The sequence below is a fragment of the Bartonella sp. AA2SXKL genome, assembly GCF_042197205.1.
Taxonomy (GTDB): Bacteria; Pseudomonadota; Alphaproteobacteria; order Rhizobiales; family Rhizobiaceae; genus Bartonella.
In genome coordinates, this window is record NZ_JBHIRN010000010.1 from 59326 (window position 1) to 79015 (window position 19690).

The 19690-nt window shown below is 38.6% G+C and carries 13 protein-coding genes, 1 tRNA gene and 1 pseudogene; 2 read left to right on the plus strand and 13 right to left on the minus strand.

The annotated features are described in order from the left end of the window. Window positions 1-42 precede the first annotated feature (42 nt). Together ACFINS_RS07195 and ACFINS_RS07200 are read left to right on the plus strand one after the other, a co-directional pair. Window positions 43-1392 (plus strand): D-alanyl-D-alanine carboxypeptidase, encoded by a 1350-nt coding sequence (locus tag ACFINS_RS07195; protein ID WP_375612118.1) that lies wholly within the window; start codon window positions 43-45, stop codon window positions 1390-1392. Window positions 1393-1424: 32 nt separating this feature from the next. Continuing rightward, on the plus strand, window positions 1425-1703 hold the full coding sequence (locus tag ACFINS_RS07200; RefSeq protein ID WP_375612117.1) for a hypothetical protein: 279 nt from the start codon (window positions 1425-1427) through the stop codon (window positions 1701-1703). 1833 nt (window positions 1704-3536) lie between these two features. On the opposite strand, the gene ACFINS_RS07205 is transcribed toward ACFINS_RS07200, so the two are convergent. The 13 genes and pseudogenes from ACFINS_RS07205 to ACFINS_RS07265 all read right to left on the minus strand — a co-directional run. Continuing rightward, on the minus strand, window positions 3537-4928 hold the full coding sequence (locus ACFINS_RS07205; protein ID WP_375612116.1) for an L-serine ammonia-lyase: 1392 nt from the start codon (window positions 4926-4928) through the stop codon (window positions 3537-3539). Between the two features lie 340 nt (window positions 4929-5268). Beyond that, the gene (locus tag ACFINS_RS07210) at window positions 5269-5958 is read right to left on the minus strand and encodes a nitroreductase (protein WP_375612167.1); all 690 of its coding nucleotides are present in this window, start codon (window positions 5956-5958) and stop codon (window positions 5269-5271) included. A 236-nt stretch (window positions 5959-6194) separates the two neighbouring features. Further along, window positions 6195-6368: a hypothetical protein gene (locus ACFINS_RS07215; RefSeq protein WP_375612115.1), complete on the minus strand. Its 174-nt coding sequence runs from the start codon at window positions 6366-6368 to the stop codon at window positions 6195-6197. A gap of 714 nt (window positions 6369-7082) precedes the next feature. Beyond that, on the minus strand, window positions 7083-11294 hold the full coding sequence (gene rpoC / locus ACFINS_RS07220; protein WP_375612114.1) for a DNA-directed RNA polymerase subunit beta': 4212 nt from the start codon (window positions 11292-11294) through the stop codon (window positions 7083-7085). 172 nt (window positions 11295-11466) lie between these two features. After that, window positions 11467-15615: a DNA-directed RNA polymerase subunit beta gene (rpoB, locus tag ACFINS_RS07225; protein WP_375612113.1), complete on the minus strand. Its 4149-nt coding sequence runs from the start codon at window positions 15613-15615 to the stop codon at window positions 11467-11469. A 289-nt stretch (window positions 15616-15904) separates the two neighbouring features. After that, complete coding sequence (gene rplL / locus ACFINS_RS07230) at window positions 15905-16276, minus strand: 50S ribosomal protein L7/L12 (RefSeq protein WP_375668467.1); 372 nt, start codon at window positions 16274-16276, stop codon at window positions 15905-15907. Window positions 16277-16377: 101 nt separating this feature from the next. Continuing rightward, window positions 16378-16896: a 50S ribosomal protein L10 gene (gene rplJ / locus ACFINS_RS07235; RefSeq protein WP_012755027.1), complete on the minus strand. Its 519-nt coding sequence runs from the start codon at window positions 16894-16896 to the stop codon at window positions 16378-16380. Between the two features lie 355 nt (window positions 16897-17251). Then, window positions 17252-17956: a 50S ribosomal protein L1 gene (gene rplA / locus ACFINS_RS07240; RefSeq protein ID WP_375613460.1), complete on the minus strand. Its 705-nt coding sequence runs from the start codon at window positions 17954-17956 to the stop codon at window positions 17252-17254. A gap of 4 nt (window positions 17957-17960) precedes the next feature. Further along, complete coding sequence (gene rplK, locus ACFINS_RS07245) at window positions 17961-18389, minus strand: 50S ribosomal protein L11 (protein WP_273723157.1); 429 nt, start codon at window positions 18387-18389, stop codon at window positions 17961-17963. A gap of 150 nt (window positions 18390-18539) precedes the next feature. Then, complete coding sequence (nusG, locus tag ACFINS_RS07250) at window positions 18540-19070, minus strand: transcription termination/antitermination protein NusG (RefSeq protein ID WP_273790740.1); 531 nt, start codon at window positions 19068-19070, stop codon at window positions 18540-18542. A 20-nt stretch (window positions 19071-19090) separates the two neighbouring features. Then, entirely contained in the window at window positions 19091-19303 is a 213-nt protein-coding gene (gene secE, locus ACFINS_RS07255) for a preprotein translocase subunit SecE (RefSeq protein ID WP_273790652.1), read from the minus strand. A 199-nt stretch (window positions 19304-19502) separates the two neighbouring features. Then, window positions 19503-19578 (minus strand) — tRNA-Trp (locus ACFINS_RS07260). A 47-nt stretch (window positions 19579-19625) separates the two neighbouring features. Beyond that, window positions 19626-19690 (minus strand): annotated as a pseudogene (locus ACFINS_RS07265) (elongation factor Tu); the annotation flags it as partial.

The window sequence follows — 19690 nt, forward strand, 5'->3', positions numbered from 1 at the left end:
ATAGAAGTTTTTGAGGATAAATGGAGAAATAGGATACTGCAAGTGTATATTAATTATCAAAAAATTATGCGCTACTGTAAAACAATAGCAATTTCTTTTGTTATGTTAGCTTTTTCTTACTGTTGGGCATCCGCCACACCTCAAGGGGCCTATCCTGATAAGTATGCGGCTATTGTTATAGATGCTACTACGGGAAAAACTTTATTTCAAGCCAATGCAACACTGAAACGTTATCCTGCTTCTTTAACAAAAATGATGACATTGTACTTACTCTTTGAAGCTATGCAGATGCGTCGTGTGACACCAAATACACCAATTCCTGTTTCACATTATGCAGCAATGCGTCCACCGACAAAAATTGGATTTAAAGCAGGCCAAACAATTTCTGCAGAATCAGCAGCTAAAGCACTCATTACAAGGTCCGCAAATGATGTTGCTGCTGCCATTGCAGAATATCTTGGAGGTAGTGAAAAAAAATTCGCTCAAATGATGACAGTAAAAGCTCGTAAACTTGGCATGAAACATACACATTTCGCAAATGCTTCAGGACTTCCGGATGTGCGCAATTATTCTACAGCACGAGATATAGCGACTTTGTCATTAGCTTTACGTAAACATTTTCCCAAACAATATAAATTGTTCAAAACAAAAAGTTTTAATTTCCGTGGACATAAAATTAACAGCCACAATAAACTTATTAAAATAATGAAAGGTGTCGATGGAATTAAAACAGGCTACACACAAATGTCAGGTTCTAATTTAGCAACTTCGATGCGTCTTGAGGGGCGCTCTATTGTCGCTGTTGTTATGGGAGGTAAATCATCTACTGCACGTGACGAGCATATGGCTAGCTTATTGAATCAATATTTGCCCAAAGCAAGCCAAATGAAAAGTGGTGAACGTTTAATAGCTTCTGTACGCTATCACTTACCCACTGGGGCCAATACTCCTATACCGACCATTAAAGCTGATTCAAGTAATTTTGACGATGAAATTTCGACTATGTTGACAGCATTTGCAGAACAACCTAAAAACTCCAATATCGCAATAACGGCTGTCAATAAGGTAATTATACCAATACCGAATCCTCAAAAAACTATACCGGCTGAGACTCATAAAATTGTAACAGTCTCTTTGTCCGAAAATGCCGGATGGGCGATCCAAATTGGTTCTCTTCCTAGTGAAGAACAAGCAAAAACTCTACTTTTAAAAGCAAAAAATACAGCTTTTTCCACTTTAAAGAACGCATCTTCACATATGCAACTGTTTGAAAAAAATGGGCAGCGTTATTACCGAGCGCGCTTTACAGGGTTTCAATCAAAAAAAGCTGCATTTGATGCTTGCTCTACATTAAAGAAAGCAAATTTTAACTGCTATACTGTAGCCTACTAAAAATTTTTGAATTCTGCGTTAAGGATAGTATTATGACAGATAATGCTTTTGCTTCATTCCATAAAAAAGAAGTTTTATTGAAGCAATCATCCCTCCTTTCATTGCGTTCTCTTCACGATGCTGCCGCAAAACTTACTGGTTTAAAATATAATTCGACTGCATTAGATACACAGTCTCTTGTTAACCTTCTCATTTGCCAAACAATGCGCAACCGTCGTCTCATAATGCCTCCTGTACGCATTCATTTACGCGTTGCGAGCCAAACTGGTAATGTGCCTATTAAAATCCGTTTAGGAGCAACAAATATTTAATTCTACAGACCCTCTCTAAAAAATTATTTTATTATTAACCATTATCTACAGCCTCAGAAAACCTTTTGATAAACATACTTTTTTCTTAAATTGTTGAATTTTCTGACAGCTTTTCCAACTATCCAATATCTTCAAGCTTTCAATAAAACATTGTTAAGGACATAAAAATACCCAATATTTTTCCACTTTTGGATTTAATATAAAAAATTATCCTTGATATCTTTCTGGAAAAAATGAATAGCTTCATTAGATGAAAGCTTATCATTTGGTGGGATTATTGTAAAAGTTCAATAAAGAAAATCCCTCTTAATAACGCTCCCTATACAACATAAACGCTGTAAAAAAAAACAATCTCACTTCTCTTACTTGTATTTATGTCAACAGGCACAGAAAATTGGAAAATACAAATACTATCGATGAAAAAACGTAAATAAATTATCAGATTAAATATTATGATAACGATTTCCATAAGATTTTAATTTATAATTATAATTTATTTTTTGCATATTGAACAAGAGATTTTCGTAAAATACTCTTATTTTACTTCTTATATTGAATCAGTCAAAATCGCTCGCTTGCTCATCACGAGCAAAATTGACATATAAAGCATTTACAAAAGGAATCAAAGTATCCCTTATGAATCATTTCAAGTACTAGGATCTTTTGTAATATTGAAAGTTGAAAAAAAGGATGATAGTGCTGGTTTTCTCCCTTTATAAATAAAGATGCTAATACTCTATAGATTTTATACCATTCATGGAAAACTTACATTATATTATTCATATGCAAGATACTGATTTATAAAGATAATTAATTATTTTGTTTGTTAGATGAGAATCTCGAATATCGTAAGATTCTCTCATTTAAAATCTGTTTATGTTGAATCAATCAAAACCGTCTCTTGCATGTTATGAGCGAGATTAGTGTGTAGCGTGAAACTGTCCCAAAAAGACTAAAAATGCCTATAATGAACCGTTTCAAATGCCAAGTGCTTTAGTCCCCCTGTACAGAGGGGGGCTCTGGTAAAGTGTGTAACCATGCCAGCGTACTTCTTTTTATTAAGCATAAAGATAGAGACAGCTCAATGGATTTACCGTTATATCATTCACAGGTGCCATCGCGAAATGAGCTTGGGGGGAGGCCTGAGAGATATTTTTTTAAAACGAACTCACGAACGCGTAACACAACAATGTTCTATCGTGTGCATTCTATTCTCATGAGAATTTTTATAAATATTTCTTAATGTATACGTTATTATTTATTTTAATTTTTTTGTCGGTACAAAATTTATAAATAAAAAAGATATTTCCAATATATCTCTTAATTATTGTAAATTAGTGTTTTTTTTTCAAGGCATTTTTTACCATACTAGGTAGAAAAAAACTTCACTTTTAAAAAATTAAAACCTTTAAAATTCTACTTTCTTCATCATAATTATTCAGACTTAAAACAAATTTTCCTTGGATACTCAGGCATAATCTTCCATTACTTAAAAGATATATGGCTATGGAAACTTTTTAAAGCCATAAAACCCAGCTAAAAATAATGGCAGATTGATCACTAATTTTACTTTACGCTTTCTTATTTTTTCCAAATTACACTTTTTCCCCACTTTAGAGACAAATCAAACAGATGTACAACACTCTCCCCTCCAAGCTTGCATGCAACACCTATTATTCGTTAAGAAAACACTGAATCATCTCAGATTTATTTCAAACTACTGCTGCATTAAAGTGGAATTTTGATTTATAAGGAACAAAAAACATAAGCTTTATTAGGAAATACGATCTCTCTCCAAAAAGTCCAGTTATGGATTGAAAAATGTTCCAGCTCTTAACAAGATATCGCATTGACTGCAAGACCACCTTTACTTGTCTCTTTATAGCGTTCACTCATATCATGACCAGTCTGGCGCATTGTTTCTATACAAGCATCAAGAGAAACAAAATGATCTCCATTACCATATAATGCAAGAGAAGAAGCCGTTACCGCCTTAACAGCTCCCATTGCATTACGCTCAATACAAGGCACTTGTACAAGACCTGCAACAGGATCACATGTCATTCCCAAGTGATGTTCAAGCGCAATTTCTGCCGCATTTTCAATTTGAGCTGGTGTTCCACCTAACGCTGCGGTCAACCCTGCTGCGGCCATTGAAGATGCCGTTCCAACTTCACCTTGACACCCAACTTCTGCACCAGAAATAGAGGCATTATGTTTGATAACACCGCCTATAGCTGCTGCCGTTAATAGAAAATTATGTATTCCCTCTCGATCTGAATCATCATTAAACTGAAGATAATAACGCAAAACGGCTGGGACGACACCGGCTGCTCCATTTGTTGGTGCTGTAACAACACGACCACCCGCTGCATTTTCCTCATTGACTGCTATAGCATATACCGAAAGCCAATCATTTGCCCAAAGTGGATAATTGTAATTTTTCTTTTGTTTTTCCAAAAGCGTTTCATGCAGCTTTTTAGCGCGCCTTAGAACACGCAATCCACCAGGCAACTCACCTTCTTGTGAAAGACCTCTATCAATGCAATTTGTCATCGCTGAAAAAATTTCATCAAGCCCTACATCAAGAGAAAAACGCTCTATCTTTGTTTCTTCATTTAAGCGCTTCATTTCAGCAATTGAAAGTCCTGATTTTTCTGCCATTGATAACATTGTACAAGCAGAATCGAATGGATATGGTACCTCAAATGCTTCTGGTTGTATATTATCATTCATATGGCTTAATTCATCCTCAGTCACAACAAAGCCACCACCGATAGAATAATAAATCTGCCGCAACAGAACATTCCCATCAGTATCAAGTCCTTCAAAGGCTAGTCCATTTGTATGTCCAGGGAGGATTTGCTTTCGTTCAAAAATAAGATCACGTTGCACATCAAACTGATAAGCGGGATGACCTTCTGGTTGCACTTTTTTTTCACGTATAACTTTTTCTAACAAAAACCCCATGCTATCAGGATCAACAGTAGAAGCTTTTTCTCCTAAAAGTCCTAATATGATAGCTCTATCTGTTGCATGACCAATACCCGTGAAAGCTAAAGAACCATAAAGATAAACACGTATACGAGAAACTTGAACATCAGACGACTGAGAAAAATCTCCTATCTTTTGCAAAAACATATTAGCAGCAGTCATTGGTCCCATCGTATGTGAGCTAGAAGGACCAATCCCAATTTTAAAAAGTTCAAAAACAGATAGAAACACGTATCACCTTAAACTATAGTACAGCTTGAGCATATATGCTTTTTCATAACGTTTCTTCCGTTTAAAATCAAATTGCGAGATAAACTAAAAAAATGACAACAATAAACACGAATGTCGCTCGTCTTGCTACCACCCAACACTTTCTTTCTATAGTGTTTTCCATTAGCCAACCTTTAAAACGGACAATGCCCCTAGAGTCACCACTCCCAATGTTCCAAACGTAGTAAAATAAGTGTTAATATGCAATATTAAAATTCAATAAGGATGAGAAATCTTATCGGAAATATTTTTCATAATGCACTAAGTTCTTCAAAACATATGCTTAATTGTATAAAATATTTTATGGGTATGTTTCAATGAAACGTACAAATTTTTCTAACGATTCTCGTTCTGTCTCAAAATTGTTTTCTGGAGCACTCATATCGCGATAACCAAGTGCCATACCACAGATAATATGGCGATCAGAAGGAATAGATAAAAGCGTACGAATCTGTTTATGATAATCAGCAAAAGCAGCTTGAGGACAGGTATCTAATCCAAATCCACGTGCAGCTAACATAATGGTCTGCATAAACATACCCAAATCAAGCCAACTCCCCATTTCCATGTCGTGATCCATTGTAAATAAGAGTCCTACAGGTGCATCAAAAAATAAAAAATTTCGCGCCTTTTGATGAAGTATTTTTTCTTCATCACCTTTTTGAATTCCAAGACTCTGATAAAGATCCAAACCAACTTTTCGACGCCTTGAAATATAGGGCTCACGCCACTGACGTGGATAATAACTATATTCACGCTCTCCTTTTACACCTGAAAGCACAAGTTGTGAAAGCTCTTGCCCTACTTTCTGTAATACACTTCCTGTAAGCACAATTACTTGCCATGGCTGAATATTTGTTCCAGATGGTGCACGTGCTGCAAGTTTTAAGATTTCTTTGATTGTTTCCAAACTAACTGGCTGATCAGTAAAAGCGCGAATTGACTTTCGTGACAATATAGATTGAAAAACACTCATAGGAGAAACTGTCATTGTTTTTACTTTCTTTATGAAAAATAGTTTTTTCTTATCAAGAATAATATACTGCGAAAATACCTTTGCAGCTTTTTCAAACACTCTATTTCTTTAAATGACTTACACATTTCACGCAGTGGTAAATATTCCCCTTAGAGACGGTATAATCTATCTCTTTTAAGAGAAAGAAATTAGTCTAAAAGAAGACAAAATAAATTTATAATCAATGACTACCCCCCAACTCCGCTAAGCTCTCAAAAAAAACTCTCTTCAATTCGTTCTAAATCCTGTAGAAGATCATCAACATCATGCTGCATCTGCTTTAAATCAGTTTGTTTTTTATGAATTCCTGCAATTAATTTCTTAAGCTTTTTCTCATCATCAGGTGGTTTTCCAACCATTGTCAACATATCAGATATTTCAGACAACGAAAATTTTACTCTGTTAGCATACAGGATTTGTTTTAACTTATGACGATCCGTTTATGTATAAAGCCGTGTACTTCCACACCGAAAAGGGATAAGAAGTCCCTCTTCTTCATAGCAAAGTTCGAGCTATTATTGAAAACTCACGTGTTAATTTTCCAATTGAATAATATTCGTACATTTTATTATTCTGTCTGCATAGATCACATTGTTATAAGAAATATGTCTATTTTTTATAAAACTTAGTGAGCACCTTAATCTCTACTTTTCTGCATTCTAATTTAGAAGAAAATACATTCACAAACATTGTATAGTAGAGAATCAATTATTTTTTAGATTATAGAAAAGACTCTTGATCTTTCATCATAAGTCCTTTTAAATTTTTATAGAAGATATCAATCAAAAATTTTCCTAAAGTTCAAAATCAATCTTATTTGATTTGTAGATAATCAACTCTTTTCCTTGAATATGATTTTTGAGTTTCACATATTTGGGAAAAATTCTATACTGCTTTTAGAAATTAAGAAACTTTAAAATAAAGTAACAAAAAAGATAAGCATCATTACAAAATAATAAGCTACTAAAGATGTTTAAAATAACTATCGCCTTATAATTTTTGATATTTTTCAAGAAAATATACAACTTCTGCATTTCGAAATAAAAAACGTCTGAACTTTCTATTCAGACGTTTTTATATTATGTGGTGTTGTATTTAAATTATTCAGTAACGGCCCCGGTTGTCATATTTGTCAACATAGCCTTAGCCACTTCGTTATTACTAGACTTACGCTGCTCATCTACAATCAAATCATCACGAACTGCAGCAATACGACGGATTTGAGAAATTGTACCACCCGTACCTGCTGGAATAAGACGACCGACAATAACGTTCTCTTTAAGTCCTTGCAAAGTATCAATTTTACCAGAAACTGCTGCTTCAGTAAGAACACGTGTTGTTTCCTGAAACGATGCCGCCGAAATGAAAGAAGGTGTTTGAAGAGAAGCTTTTGTAATTCCAAGAAGAATGGGATTACCAGATGCAGGTTTCTTCCCTTCTGCAATCAAATTATCATTGATTTCATCAAGTTCAATACGATCAACATTATCACCTGGAATATAACCAGAATCTCCAGATTCAGTAATTTCAACTTTTTGCAACATTTGACGAACAATCACTTCAATGTGCTTATCATTAATAAGAACTCCCTGCAGACGATAAACCTCCTGAATCTCATTAACAAGATAAGATGCCAAAGCTTCAACCCCCTTAATCGCCAAGATGTCATGAGGTGCTGGATTACCATCAAGGATATAATCTCCCTTTTCAATTTGATCGCCTTCTTGGAAGTGGAACAACTTACCTTTTGGAATCAAGTATTCTACTGCCTCAAGAGTTTCATCATTTGGTTCAATAATGATACGACGTTTATTCTTATAACCACGGCCAAATCGAATTGTACCACTAACTTCAGCAATAATCGCATGATCCTTTGGACGACGCGCTTCAAAAAGCTCAGCCACACGAGGAAGACCACCCGTAATATCTTTCGTCTTGGCACTTTCCATTGGCAAACGAGCAATAACATCACCAGCCTTAACATGAGCACCAAGCTCAACAGAAAGAATAGTTTCCACTGACATCATATAACGGGCTTCACCTCCCTTATACAATTTAGCAATGGATTCACCTTCTTTATCCGTGTGAATAATAATAGCTGGTTTAAGATCCGCACCACGTGGATTAGCGCGCCAATCAATCACCAAACGCTTCGTAATACCCGTAGATTCATCAGCTGTTTCAGTGACAGATAAACCATCAATCATATCTTCAAAACCCACATAGCCTTCAACTTCCGTTAAAATTGGACGTGTATAAGGATCCCATTCTGCTATACGTTGGCCACGTTTAACCACATCACCATCATCAACAAAAATATGAGCACCATAGCTAACACGATGTACAACGCGCTCTTTTCCTAACTCATCCTTGATAAGGATAGCCATATTACGCCCCATAACAACCAAATGGCCTTCAGAGTTACGAACTACATTACGATTACGAATCTCCACCTTACCTTCATAAGATGCCTCTAAATACGATGAATCAACAACCTGCGCAGTTCCTCCTAAGTGAAAAGTACGCATAGTAAGCTGTGTTCCCGGCTCACCAATGGATTGAGCAGCAATAACACCAACCGCTTCTCCCTGATTAACAGGTGTTCCACGCGCCAAATCACGACCATAGCATTTTGCACAAACACCAAGACGTGTTTCACATGTTAATGCAGAACGAATTTGAACAGATTGAATCCCAGCTGCTTCAATCTTCGCGACATCAGCTTCCTCAATCATTGCTCCACCTTCAAGGATAACCTCTCCAGAGACAGGATGTAGAATATCAACAAGCGCTGTACGACCAAGAATTCTTTGCCCAAGGGAGGCAACAATTTGTCCTGCATCAACAATCGGCTGCATGGTAAGCCCTTTTGCGGTACCACAATCAACTGCTGAAATAATAGCATCCTGTGCAACATCAACAAGACGCCGTGTTAAATAACCAGAGTTCGCCGTCTTTAACGCAGTATCAGCAAGTCCTTTACGTGCACCATGCGTGGAATTGAAGTATTCATTAACAGTTAGACCTTCTTTAAAATTTGAAATAATGGGTGTTTCAATAATTTCACCCGATGGTTTTGCCATTAATCCACGCATACCGGCCAATTGTCTCATCTGGTTAGCAGAACCACGAGCACCAGAGTGCGACATCATATAGATAGAATTCATCGGCCGTTGACGACCTGTTTTAGGATCAAAATCCACAGCTTGAATACGTTTCATCATTTCATCTGCGACGCGATCTGTACATTTACCCCAAGCATCTACAACCTTATTGTATTTTTCACCTTGTGTAATCAAACCATCATTATATTGCTGTTCGTACTCCTTAGCCAAAGCTTCTGTTTCTGCGACTAAACGCGACTTACTATCAGGAATAACCATATCGTCCTTACCGAATGAAATTCCTGCACGACAAGCATAAGAAAAGCCAAGCTGCATAATACGGTCACAAAAAATAACCGTCTCTTTTTGTCCACAGTGCCGATAAACATGATCAATCATTTTAGAAATGTTCTTTTTCGTCATCTCTTGATTGACAATATCAAATGAGATATCCGCACTTTTTGGCAAAAGCTCACCGATAATCAAACGACCAGGTGTCGTATCATAAAGTTTAGAGACTTCTTTTCCATCCTTCCCCATATTCTTAACACGGCCTTTAATCTTCGTATGAAGCGTTATAACCTTATTTTCCAAGGCATAATGAAGCTCACCTATATCAGAAAAGGCCATTCCTTCACCTGGTTCTTTTTCAGAAACAATTGAAAGATAATAAAGACCAAGAACCATATCCTGTGAGGGAACAATAATGGGAGCACCATTGGCCGGATGAAGAATATTATTGGTGGACATCATCAAAACACGGGCTTCAAGTTGTGCTTCAAGAGAAAGCGGAACATGAACCGCCATCTGATCACCATCAAAATCCGCATTAAAAGCAGTACACACCAATGGATGTAGCTGTATAGCTTTTCCCTCAATCAAGATAGGCTCAAAAGCTTGAATTCCCAAACGGTGCAATGTTGGTGCACGATTGAGCAAAACAGGGTGTTCACGAATAACCTCATCCAAGATATCCCAAACTTCTGGATGTTCTTTTTCAACAAGCTTCTTTGCCTGCTTTACCGTTGATGAATAGCCTTTTGCATCAAGCCGCGCATAAATAAAAGGCTTAAATAATTCAAGAGCCATTTTTTTGGGAAGACCACATTGATGTAATTTTAATTCAGGACCCGTCACGATAACAGAACGCCCCGAGTAATCAACACGCTTCCCAAGTAAGTTCTGACGAAAACGCCCTTGCTTGCCCTTCAACATATCTGATAAAGACTTAAGAGGACGTTTATTGGCTCCAGTAATCACACGCCCACGCCGTCCATTATCAAACAATGCATCAACAGCTTCTTGTACCATACGCTTTTCATTGCGTACGATAATTCCAGGAGCTCGCAATTCAATCAGCCGCTTCAAGCGGTTATTACGATTAATAACACGCCGATAAAGATCATTCAGATCTGATGTCGCAAAACGCCCACCATCAAGCGGAACCAATGGACGCAAATCCGGTGGAATAACCGGAATTGTTTTCATAATCATCCACTCTGGCTTATTTCCAGATTCAAGAAAATTTTCAACGATTTTAAGTCGTTTAATCAATTTTTTCTGCTTTAACTCTGAAGTTGTTTCAGCTAATTCAAGACGCAAATCATTAGCGATTTTATCTAACTCCATACTAGCTAAAAGCTCGTAAATAGCTTCAGCGCCAATCATAGCTGTAAACTGATCTTCTCCAAATTCATCAATAGCAAGCATATATTCTTCTTCAGAAAGAAGCTGATGGAGCTTAAGAGATGTTAACCCTGGTTCGGTTACAATATAATTCTCAAAATAAAGAACCCGTTCAATATCTTTTAAAGTTAAATCTAAAAGTGTAGAAATACGGCCTGGTAATGATTTAAGAAACCATATATGCGCAACGGGTGCCGCAAGTTCAATATGCCCCATACGCTCACGACGTACGCGCGAAAGAGTAACCTCTACACCACATTTTTCACAAATAATGCCCTTATACTTCATGCGTTTATATTTGCCACATAGACATTCATAGTCCTTAATAGGGCCAAATATACGTGCACAAAAAAGACCATCACGTTCTGGTTTAAAAGTCCGATAATTAATAGTCTCAGGCTTCTTAATCTCACCATACGACCAGGACAAAATTTTCTCAGGACTCGCAATAGAAATACGAATAGAGTCAAATGTCTGCGCTGGCGCTTGAGGATTGAAAAGATTCATGACCTCGTGGTTCATGCTGTTCTCCTTCAAAGATTCTTAGAACCTGTTGTAATATCTCATTTATTTTATAACAGATCTTCTTTAAAATACATTTACTTTTAAAAATGACCTGTATAGCCTTAATAAGGTTATTGAGCCTCTTAAAGTAATAAGAGCGCAGCCCTTTTCTAGTGCGCTCCTTGAATTATTATTCTGCCGTATCAGACAATGCCCGCTGTGCAATAAGTTCACGCGCATCATCAAGCTCCACATTAAGAGCAAGTGAGCGCATTTCTTTTACCAACACATTAAAGCTTTCGGGTATACCTGCCTCAAATGTATCATCACCACGCACAATTGCCTCATAGACTTTTGTTCGACCAGCCACATCATCTGATTTTACTGTTAGCATCTCCTGCAAAGTGTATGCAGCACCATAAGCTTCAAGCGCCCATACCTCCATTTCACCAAAACGCTGACCACCAAATTGTGCCTTACCTCCTAATGGCTGCTGCGTAACAAGTGAATAGGGACCAATAGAACGCGCATGAATCTTATCATCAACAAGGTGATGCAATTTCAACATGTAAATATATCCCACCGTTACTGGACGATCAAAAGGCTCCCCAGTACGACCATCATAAAGCGTAACCTGCCCTGAACTATCTAAGCCTGCGTCTTCCAGCATCATGTTAATATCAGACTCATGTGCTCCATCAAAAACAGGCGTTGCAATTGAAACCCCTTTCTTCATCTGCAATGCCAATTTGTAAAGGCTTTCATTATCATACTGACGAACTGGTTCATTATGATTATCATCAGGCATAAGATTTTCAATACGCTGACGCAACGGCAATATATCCCCAGTCTCTTGATATAACTCTAACAAAGCACCAATCTTCTTGCCCATCCCCGCACATGCCCAACCAAGATGCGTTTCAAGAATTTGTCCAACATTCATACGACTAGGCACACCCAGCGGATTCAAGACGATATCAGCATGGGTCCCATCTTCAAGAAATGGCATATCCTCTACGGGAAGAATACGTGAAACAACACCCTTATTCCCGTGACGTCCCGCCATCTTGTCACCTGGTTGGATTTTGCGCTTCACAGCCACAAAAACTTTCACCATTTTCATGACACCAGGAGGCATTTCATCACCTCTTTGGACCTTTTCAACCTTATCCATAAAGCGACGTTGTAATGCTTCTTTTGATTCATCATATTGCTTGCGCAAAGCTTCAATTTCATTTTGAAGCTTTTCATCCTCAACAGCAAATTGCCACCACTGGGATCGCGGATAATGCCCCATTACTGTACTATCAAGCTTTTTACTACCCGAAAAGCCTTTCGGACCTTCTACAGCAACTTTACCTGTCAACATATCGGTGAGGCGCGCATAAACATTGCGATCAAGAATAGACTGTTCATCATCACGGTCTTTTGCTAAACGCTCAATTTCTTCACGCTCAATTGCCATCGCACGTTCATCTTTTTCCACGCCATGGCGATTAAAAACGCGAACTTCAACAACAGTACCAAAAGTCCCAGGAGGCATACGCATAGAAGTATCACGAACATCGGATGCCTTTTCCCCAAAAATTGCACGCAGAAGCTTTTCTTCCGGCGTCATGGGACTTTCACCTTTCGGGGTAATCTTTCCAACTAAAATATCACCTGGTTGAACTTCAGCACCAATATAAATAATGCCAGCTTCATCAAGATTTCTTAACGCTTCTTCCGCAACATTAGGAATGTCGCGCGTAATTTCCTCAGGTCCAAGTTTTGTATCGCGTGCCGCAACTTCAAATTCCTCGATATGAATTGAAGTAAACACATCATCAGCAACAATGCGCTCGGATAACAAAATAGAATCTTCATAATTGTATCCATTCCAAGGCATAAAGGCTACGAGAACATTCCGCCCAAGAGCCAAATCACCAAGATCCGTGGATGGACCATCTGCAATGATATCACCTTTCTCTACCCTATCACCGACATGTACAAGAGGACGCTGATTAATACAAGTGGACTGATTAGAACGCTGAAATTTCTGTAAGCGGTAAATATCAACGCCTGATTTTGAAGGATCTAAATCTTCTGTTGCACGGATAACAATACGGGTAGCATCGACTTGATCAACAACACCACTACGTTTTGCACTCACAGCAGCTCCTGAATCGCGCGCAACAATAGATTCCATTCCCGTCCCAACAAATGGCGCTTCAGCGCGTACAAGAGGAACTGCTTGACGCTGCATGTTCGATCCCATAAGCGCACGATTCGCATCATCATTTTCCAAAAAAGGAATAAGCGCTGCTGCAACTGAAACCAACTGTTTTGGTGAAACATCCATCAAATCAACATGATCACGCGGCGCCATTAAAACTTCACCAGCATGACGGCAAACAACAAACTCTTCTATAAAACGACCTTCGTTATCTAATGAAGAATTAGCCTGAGCGACATAATGCTTTGCTTCTTCCATCGCTGAAAGATAAATAACTTCTTTTGTGACTTTTCCATCAATAATTTTTCGATATGGGCTTTCAATAAAGCCATATTTGTTAACTCGCGCAAATGTTGCTAAGGAGTTAATCAGACCAATATTGGGGCCTTCTGGTGTTTCAATCGGACAAATACGACCATAATGCGTAGGATGTACGTCACGGACTTCAAAACCCGCACGTTCACGAGTCAAACCACCTGGACCAAGAGCAGAAAGACGGCGCTTATGGGTAATTTCTGACAATGGATTGGTTTGATCCATAAACTGCGACAATTGTGAAGACCCAAAAAATTCACGGACTGCTGCTGCCGCAGGCTTTGCATTGATCAAATCCTGTGGCATAACTGTATCAATTTCAACCGATGACATACGCTCTTTTATCGCACGTTCCATACGAAGAAGACCAATGCGATATTGATTTTCCATCAACTCCCCGACGGAACGAACGCGACGGTTGCCAAGATTATCAATATCATCAATTTCACCACGTCCATCACGCAATTCAACCAACATCTTAACAACAGCAAGAATATCCTCTTGGCGTAAAATGCGAACTGTGTCTGGACAATCAAGATCCATACGTAAATTCATCTTAACACGCCCGACAGCTGAAAGATCATAACGCTCTGGATCAAAAAACAATGAATGGAACATTGCTTCTGCTGTATCGATTGTTGGAGGTTCACCTGGACGCATCACTCGGTAAATATCAAATAACGCATCCTGCCGACTTTCATTTTTATCCACCTTCAAAGTATTGCGGATGTAAGCGCCAATATTCATGTGATCAATATCAAGAATATTGACTTGATCAGCACTAACATCGAGCAGAACTTTTAATACTTTTTCGTCAATTTCATCACCAGCTTCAAGGTAGATTTCACCTGTTTCGTAATTGACGATATCTTCAGCTAGATAACAACCTAATAAATCATCTTCACTAACTTTAACCGCTTTAAGTCCTTTTTCTACCAAAGACTTCGCAGTACGAACTGTTAATTTTTTACCAGCCTCCGCAACGACTTCACCACTATCTGCATCTATAAGGTCAGAAATGAGCTTCATTCCTTTAAAGCGATCCACAGAATAAGGAACTCGCCATCCTTCTCCATCACGCTCATAAGTCACTTTATCATAAAACGTCGATAAAATATCCGACGCATCCATACCTAATGCCATCAAAAGACTAGTAACAGGAATCTTGCGCCGTCGATCAATACGCGCATAAATGATGTCCTTAGCATCAAACTCAATATCAAGCCAAGAACCACGATACGGAATAACACGAGCAGCAAAAAGAAGCTTTCCTGATGAATGGGACTTTCCTTTATCATGGTCAAAAAAGACACCAGGAGAACGATGCATCTGAGAAACAATAACACGCTCCGTACCATTAACAATAAAGGTACCATTCGTCGTCATTAAAGGCATATCGCCCATATAAACGCCTTGCTCTTTAATGTCTTTGATATCTTTGGAGCCAGTATCCTCATCAACATCAAAAACAATCAAACGCAATATGACCTTTAATGGGGCAGCATAAGTTAAATCACGTTGACGGCACTCTTCAACATCAAATTTTGGTAAATCAAATTCATAACCTACAAACTCAAGCATAGCTGTACCGGAAAAATCTGAAATAGGAAAAACCGATTTAAAAACAGCTTGCAAACCTTCATCTGGTCGCCCACCTTTCGGTTCCTCAACCATGAGAAATTGATCGTATGAGGCTTTTTGAACCTCAATAAGATTCGGCATTTCTGCTACTTCAGGAATCTTACCAAAAAATTTCCGTACGCGCTTACGACCATTGAATTGAGACATCATTGCGTGAGTCTGAGCCATCGTCGCTCCTTGATCTTTACTCTTCAAGGTAGACCAACCTTGAAAGCCTTATACCATTAACCTGCATATGCAGACCAGTTCACTTGACACTCAATAATGAGCATCATTAACTTTCCCCACCAACATAAGCCATTTATCTCTTTGACTCTATGATGAAGGGGTAAGTAATCCAAACCTATCCCATTCCTGTTACGAAACCATTGGGAAAAGTTTTTTACTCATTATTTTCCCTCTTTGTATTAAGAGAAAGAAAATCGGCGAACATAAATGCCCGCCGATAAAATTAAATTTACTTAAGTTCCACCTTAGCACCGGCAGCTTCAAGTTGAGATTTAATTTTTTCTGCTTCTTCTTTAGAAGCAGCCTCTTTAATAGGCTTAGGTGCACCTTCGACCAGATCTTTAGCTTCTTTAAGACCAAGTCCAGTAAGAGCACGAACTTCCTTAATAACATTAATTTTTTGTGCGCCACCTTCAACAAGAATAACATCAAATTCTGTTTTTTCTTCAGCAGCTGGAGCAGCAGAACCAGCAACAGCAGCTACAGCTACAGGAGCAGCAGCCGAAACTCCCCACTTTTCTTCAAGTAACTTAGAAAGCTCAGCGGCTTCCAAAAGGGTTAGATTAGAAAGGTCTTCTACGATCTTCTCTAGATCAGCCATTTTTAAATTCCTTCAATTAAAAGATTTGAACCATTATTAAATCTTATTCAAAAAAACAGAAAAGCATTAAAGCTCTTCCATAAACGTGAATACAAACAGCCTTAAGCCGCCTTATCCTCCTGAGCATATGCTCCAATGACACGTGCAACCTGACCAGCAGGGGCATTAACAACCTGTGCAATACGGGTCGCAGGGGTAGAAATCATACCCACAAGTTTTGCACGCAACTCGTTTAATGAAGGCAATGAAGCCAATGACTTCACAGCATCTACAGTTAAACTTGTTGCACCCATTGAACCGCCAAGTATGACAAATTTGTCATTGCTTTTCGCAAAATCAACAGCAACTTTCGGTGCTGTGATTGGATCTTCTGAATAAGCAATAAGTGTTTGTCCAGTAAACAAACCCACTATCGATTCAGATTCCGTGCCCTGAAGAGCGATTTTAGCAAGACGGTTTTTGGCGACCTTAACGGCACCGCCAGCTTCACCCATTTTCGAACGCAGATCATTCATCTGTGAAACTGTCAGACCGGAATAATGTGCAACAACAACAGAACCAGACTTCCGAAAAGCCTCGTTAAGCCATGTAACAAATTCGCGTTTTTCCGCTCTATTCACTGTCTCTCTCCATTTAACAGATTTGCTTAAAACAAACCTGTTGGTTACCTTTGATAACATAAAATACTTCATGTCACCGATGAGGATCCTGTCCCCTTTTTCACGCATAGCGTTCAAAGGCAACCTTGGCTCAAACCCTTTAAGTCTTTTAACTCTCAGTTTTTACCCCAGTCTCATGCAGGTTTTTTTTGATTAAGATACTTAAAAGCATCACCTACAATCTCGGACAGGATATTCCGGAATTTCTCCCGGTACAACCTAAGCCCTATAAAGCTTAGATAGCGAGCTGATGAAAATCAGCATTTTAAATACAATTTTGATATTCCCATACCCCAAAACAAAATTATAAATCAGCTTATACTAGCTCTGAACGAACCGTTGCTGGATCAACTTTAACACCAATTCCCATAGTCGACGAAACAGCAACGCGCTTAATATACTCACCTTTTGCACCTTGCGGCTTGGCTTTAATAACTGCACTTGCAAAGGCTTTTATATTTTCTACGATTTTTTCAACACCAAAAGAAGCCTTACCAATACCAGCATGCACAATACCAGCTTTTTCTACACGAAACTCAACAGCACCACCTTTAGAAGCTTTGACAGCACCAGCAACATCAAGTGTTACAGTACCAACTTTCGGATTCGGCATCAAACTCCGTGGACCAAGAATCTTACCAAGACGACCAACAAGAGGCATCATGTCTGGCGTTGCAATACAACGATCAAAATCTATAGTCCCTCTATTAACGCTTTCAAATAAATCTTCGGCACCCACAATATCAGCTCCTGCCGCCTTAGCTTCCTCAGCCTTATCCCCACGAGCAAAAACGGCAACACGAATATTTCTCCCTGTTCCATTAGGCAAATGAGCAACGCCTCGAACCATTTGATCAGCATGACGAGGATCAACACCCAAGTTCATTGAAATTTCGATTGTTTCATCAAACTTAGCAACGGCACGCTCCTTAACCATTGAAACGGCATCTTTTAAAGCGTAGAGTTCATTAAAATCAATATCTTTTCGGATATTTTTTATTCTTTTTGCTACTTTTGCCATAATATTAGCCCACCACTTCCAAGCCCATCGAGCGAGCAGAACCTTCAACCATACGCATTGCTGCCTCAATGTCATTCGCATTAAGATCTTTCATCTTTGATTCCGCAATAGAACGAATTTTATCGCGAGAAATGCTTCCTACAGACACTTTACCAGGCTCTTTTGAGCCAGATTTCAGGTTTGCTTCCTTCTTTAAAAAGAATGATACAGGAGGCGTCTTGAGAGAAAAGGTGAAAGACTTATCTTGGTAATACGTAATAACAACTGGAATCGGTGCCCCCTTTTCCATTTCTTGTGTCGCTGCATTAAACGCCTTACAAAATTCCATGATATTAATACCACGCTGCCCAAGAGCTGGACCAATTGGTGGAGATGGAGTAGCAGCTCCTGCAGGGACCTGCAACTTAAGCTGACCTATACTTTTTTTTGCCATAACAATCTGCCTTTAATTTCACTGGTATACTGACAATTCATCTTGCCCGTTACCCGCTTGCAGTCACGTGGTTCGGATCATTAAGCCGACAAAAGCTATAAATCACCTCCCACTCCTTCCTTAAAGTAATTAAAACTACTCTAAGTTTAATCAGAGTTTTTCAACCTGACCAAATTCCAAATCAACAGGCGTAGGACGCCCAAAAATAAGCACTTCAACCTTAAGACGAGAGCGCTCTTCTTCAACCTCTTGAACAATTCCATTAAACGAAACAAAAGGACCATCAGCAACGCGAACTTGCTCTCCAACCTCAAACAATACAGAGGACTTTGGAGACTCAACCCTTTCCTGAACTTGTTTGAGAATTTGTTCAACCTCTCGATCAGAAATAGGAACAGGACGCGCATCCGACCCTAAAAAACCTGTCACTTTAGGCGTATTCTTAATAAGATGATAAACTTCATCTGTTAACTCAGCACGAACAAGAACATAACCAGGAAAAAATTTTCGCTCAGTATCAACTTTGCGTCCACGACGAACCTCTACAACACGCTCTGTTGGAACAAAAATCTTTTCAAAAAGATGATCAAGTCCCTTTTGCTTTGCCTCCTTATCAATAGCTTCCGCTACTTTCTTTTCAAAATTTGAATATGCCTGAACAATATACCAACGAGCTGCCACAGTCACACTTCCTTACATTCTCAACTAAAAAGATATTTCAGAAGATCAATAACCCGCCAAACACCAAAATGCATAACCTGATCCACAATAAAAAAGAAAGCTGAAGCCAATGCAGTTACCAACAAAACCATAATAGTAGAAATAACCGTCTCACGACGTGTAGGCCATTTCACTTTAATTGTTTCTGCATAAACCTGCTTCAAAAAGGTAATCGGATTGGTTTTAGATGCCATCGTCACACTATACTCTCTCTAGTCCTATTGTGTTTTATAGAACAAAATAAACAGGAAAAAATGCAAAAGCCAACTTTCAGACTTATGCAATTTCCTTACTTTCTATTCAATACCGTTTCACACACAAAAAAACAAGCCCCATATCAAAAAAAGCGAAAAAGGCAGCAAAATCCACTCCCTTATATGTAAAATCCCTCTTTGGCAGGGGCAGCAGGACTTGAACCCGCGACCTGCGGTTTTGGAGACCGCCGCTCTACCAACTGAGCTATACCCCTAACTCTCAAAACTAAAACACTTTTAACACCCCTTTAACAAGCATTATTTATTCAATGATCTTAGAGACGATACCGGCACCAACAGTACGACCACCTTCACGAATAGCAAAAC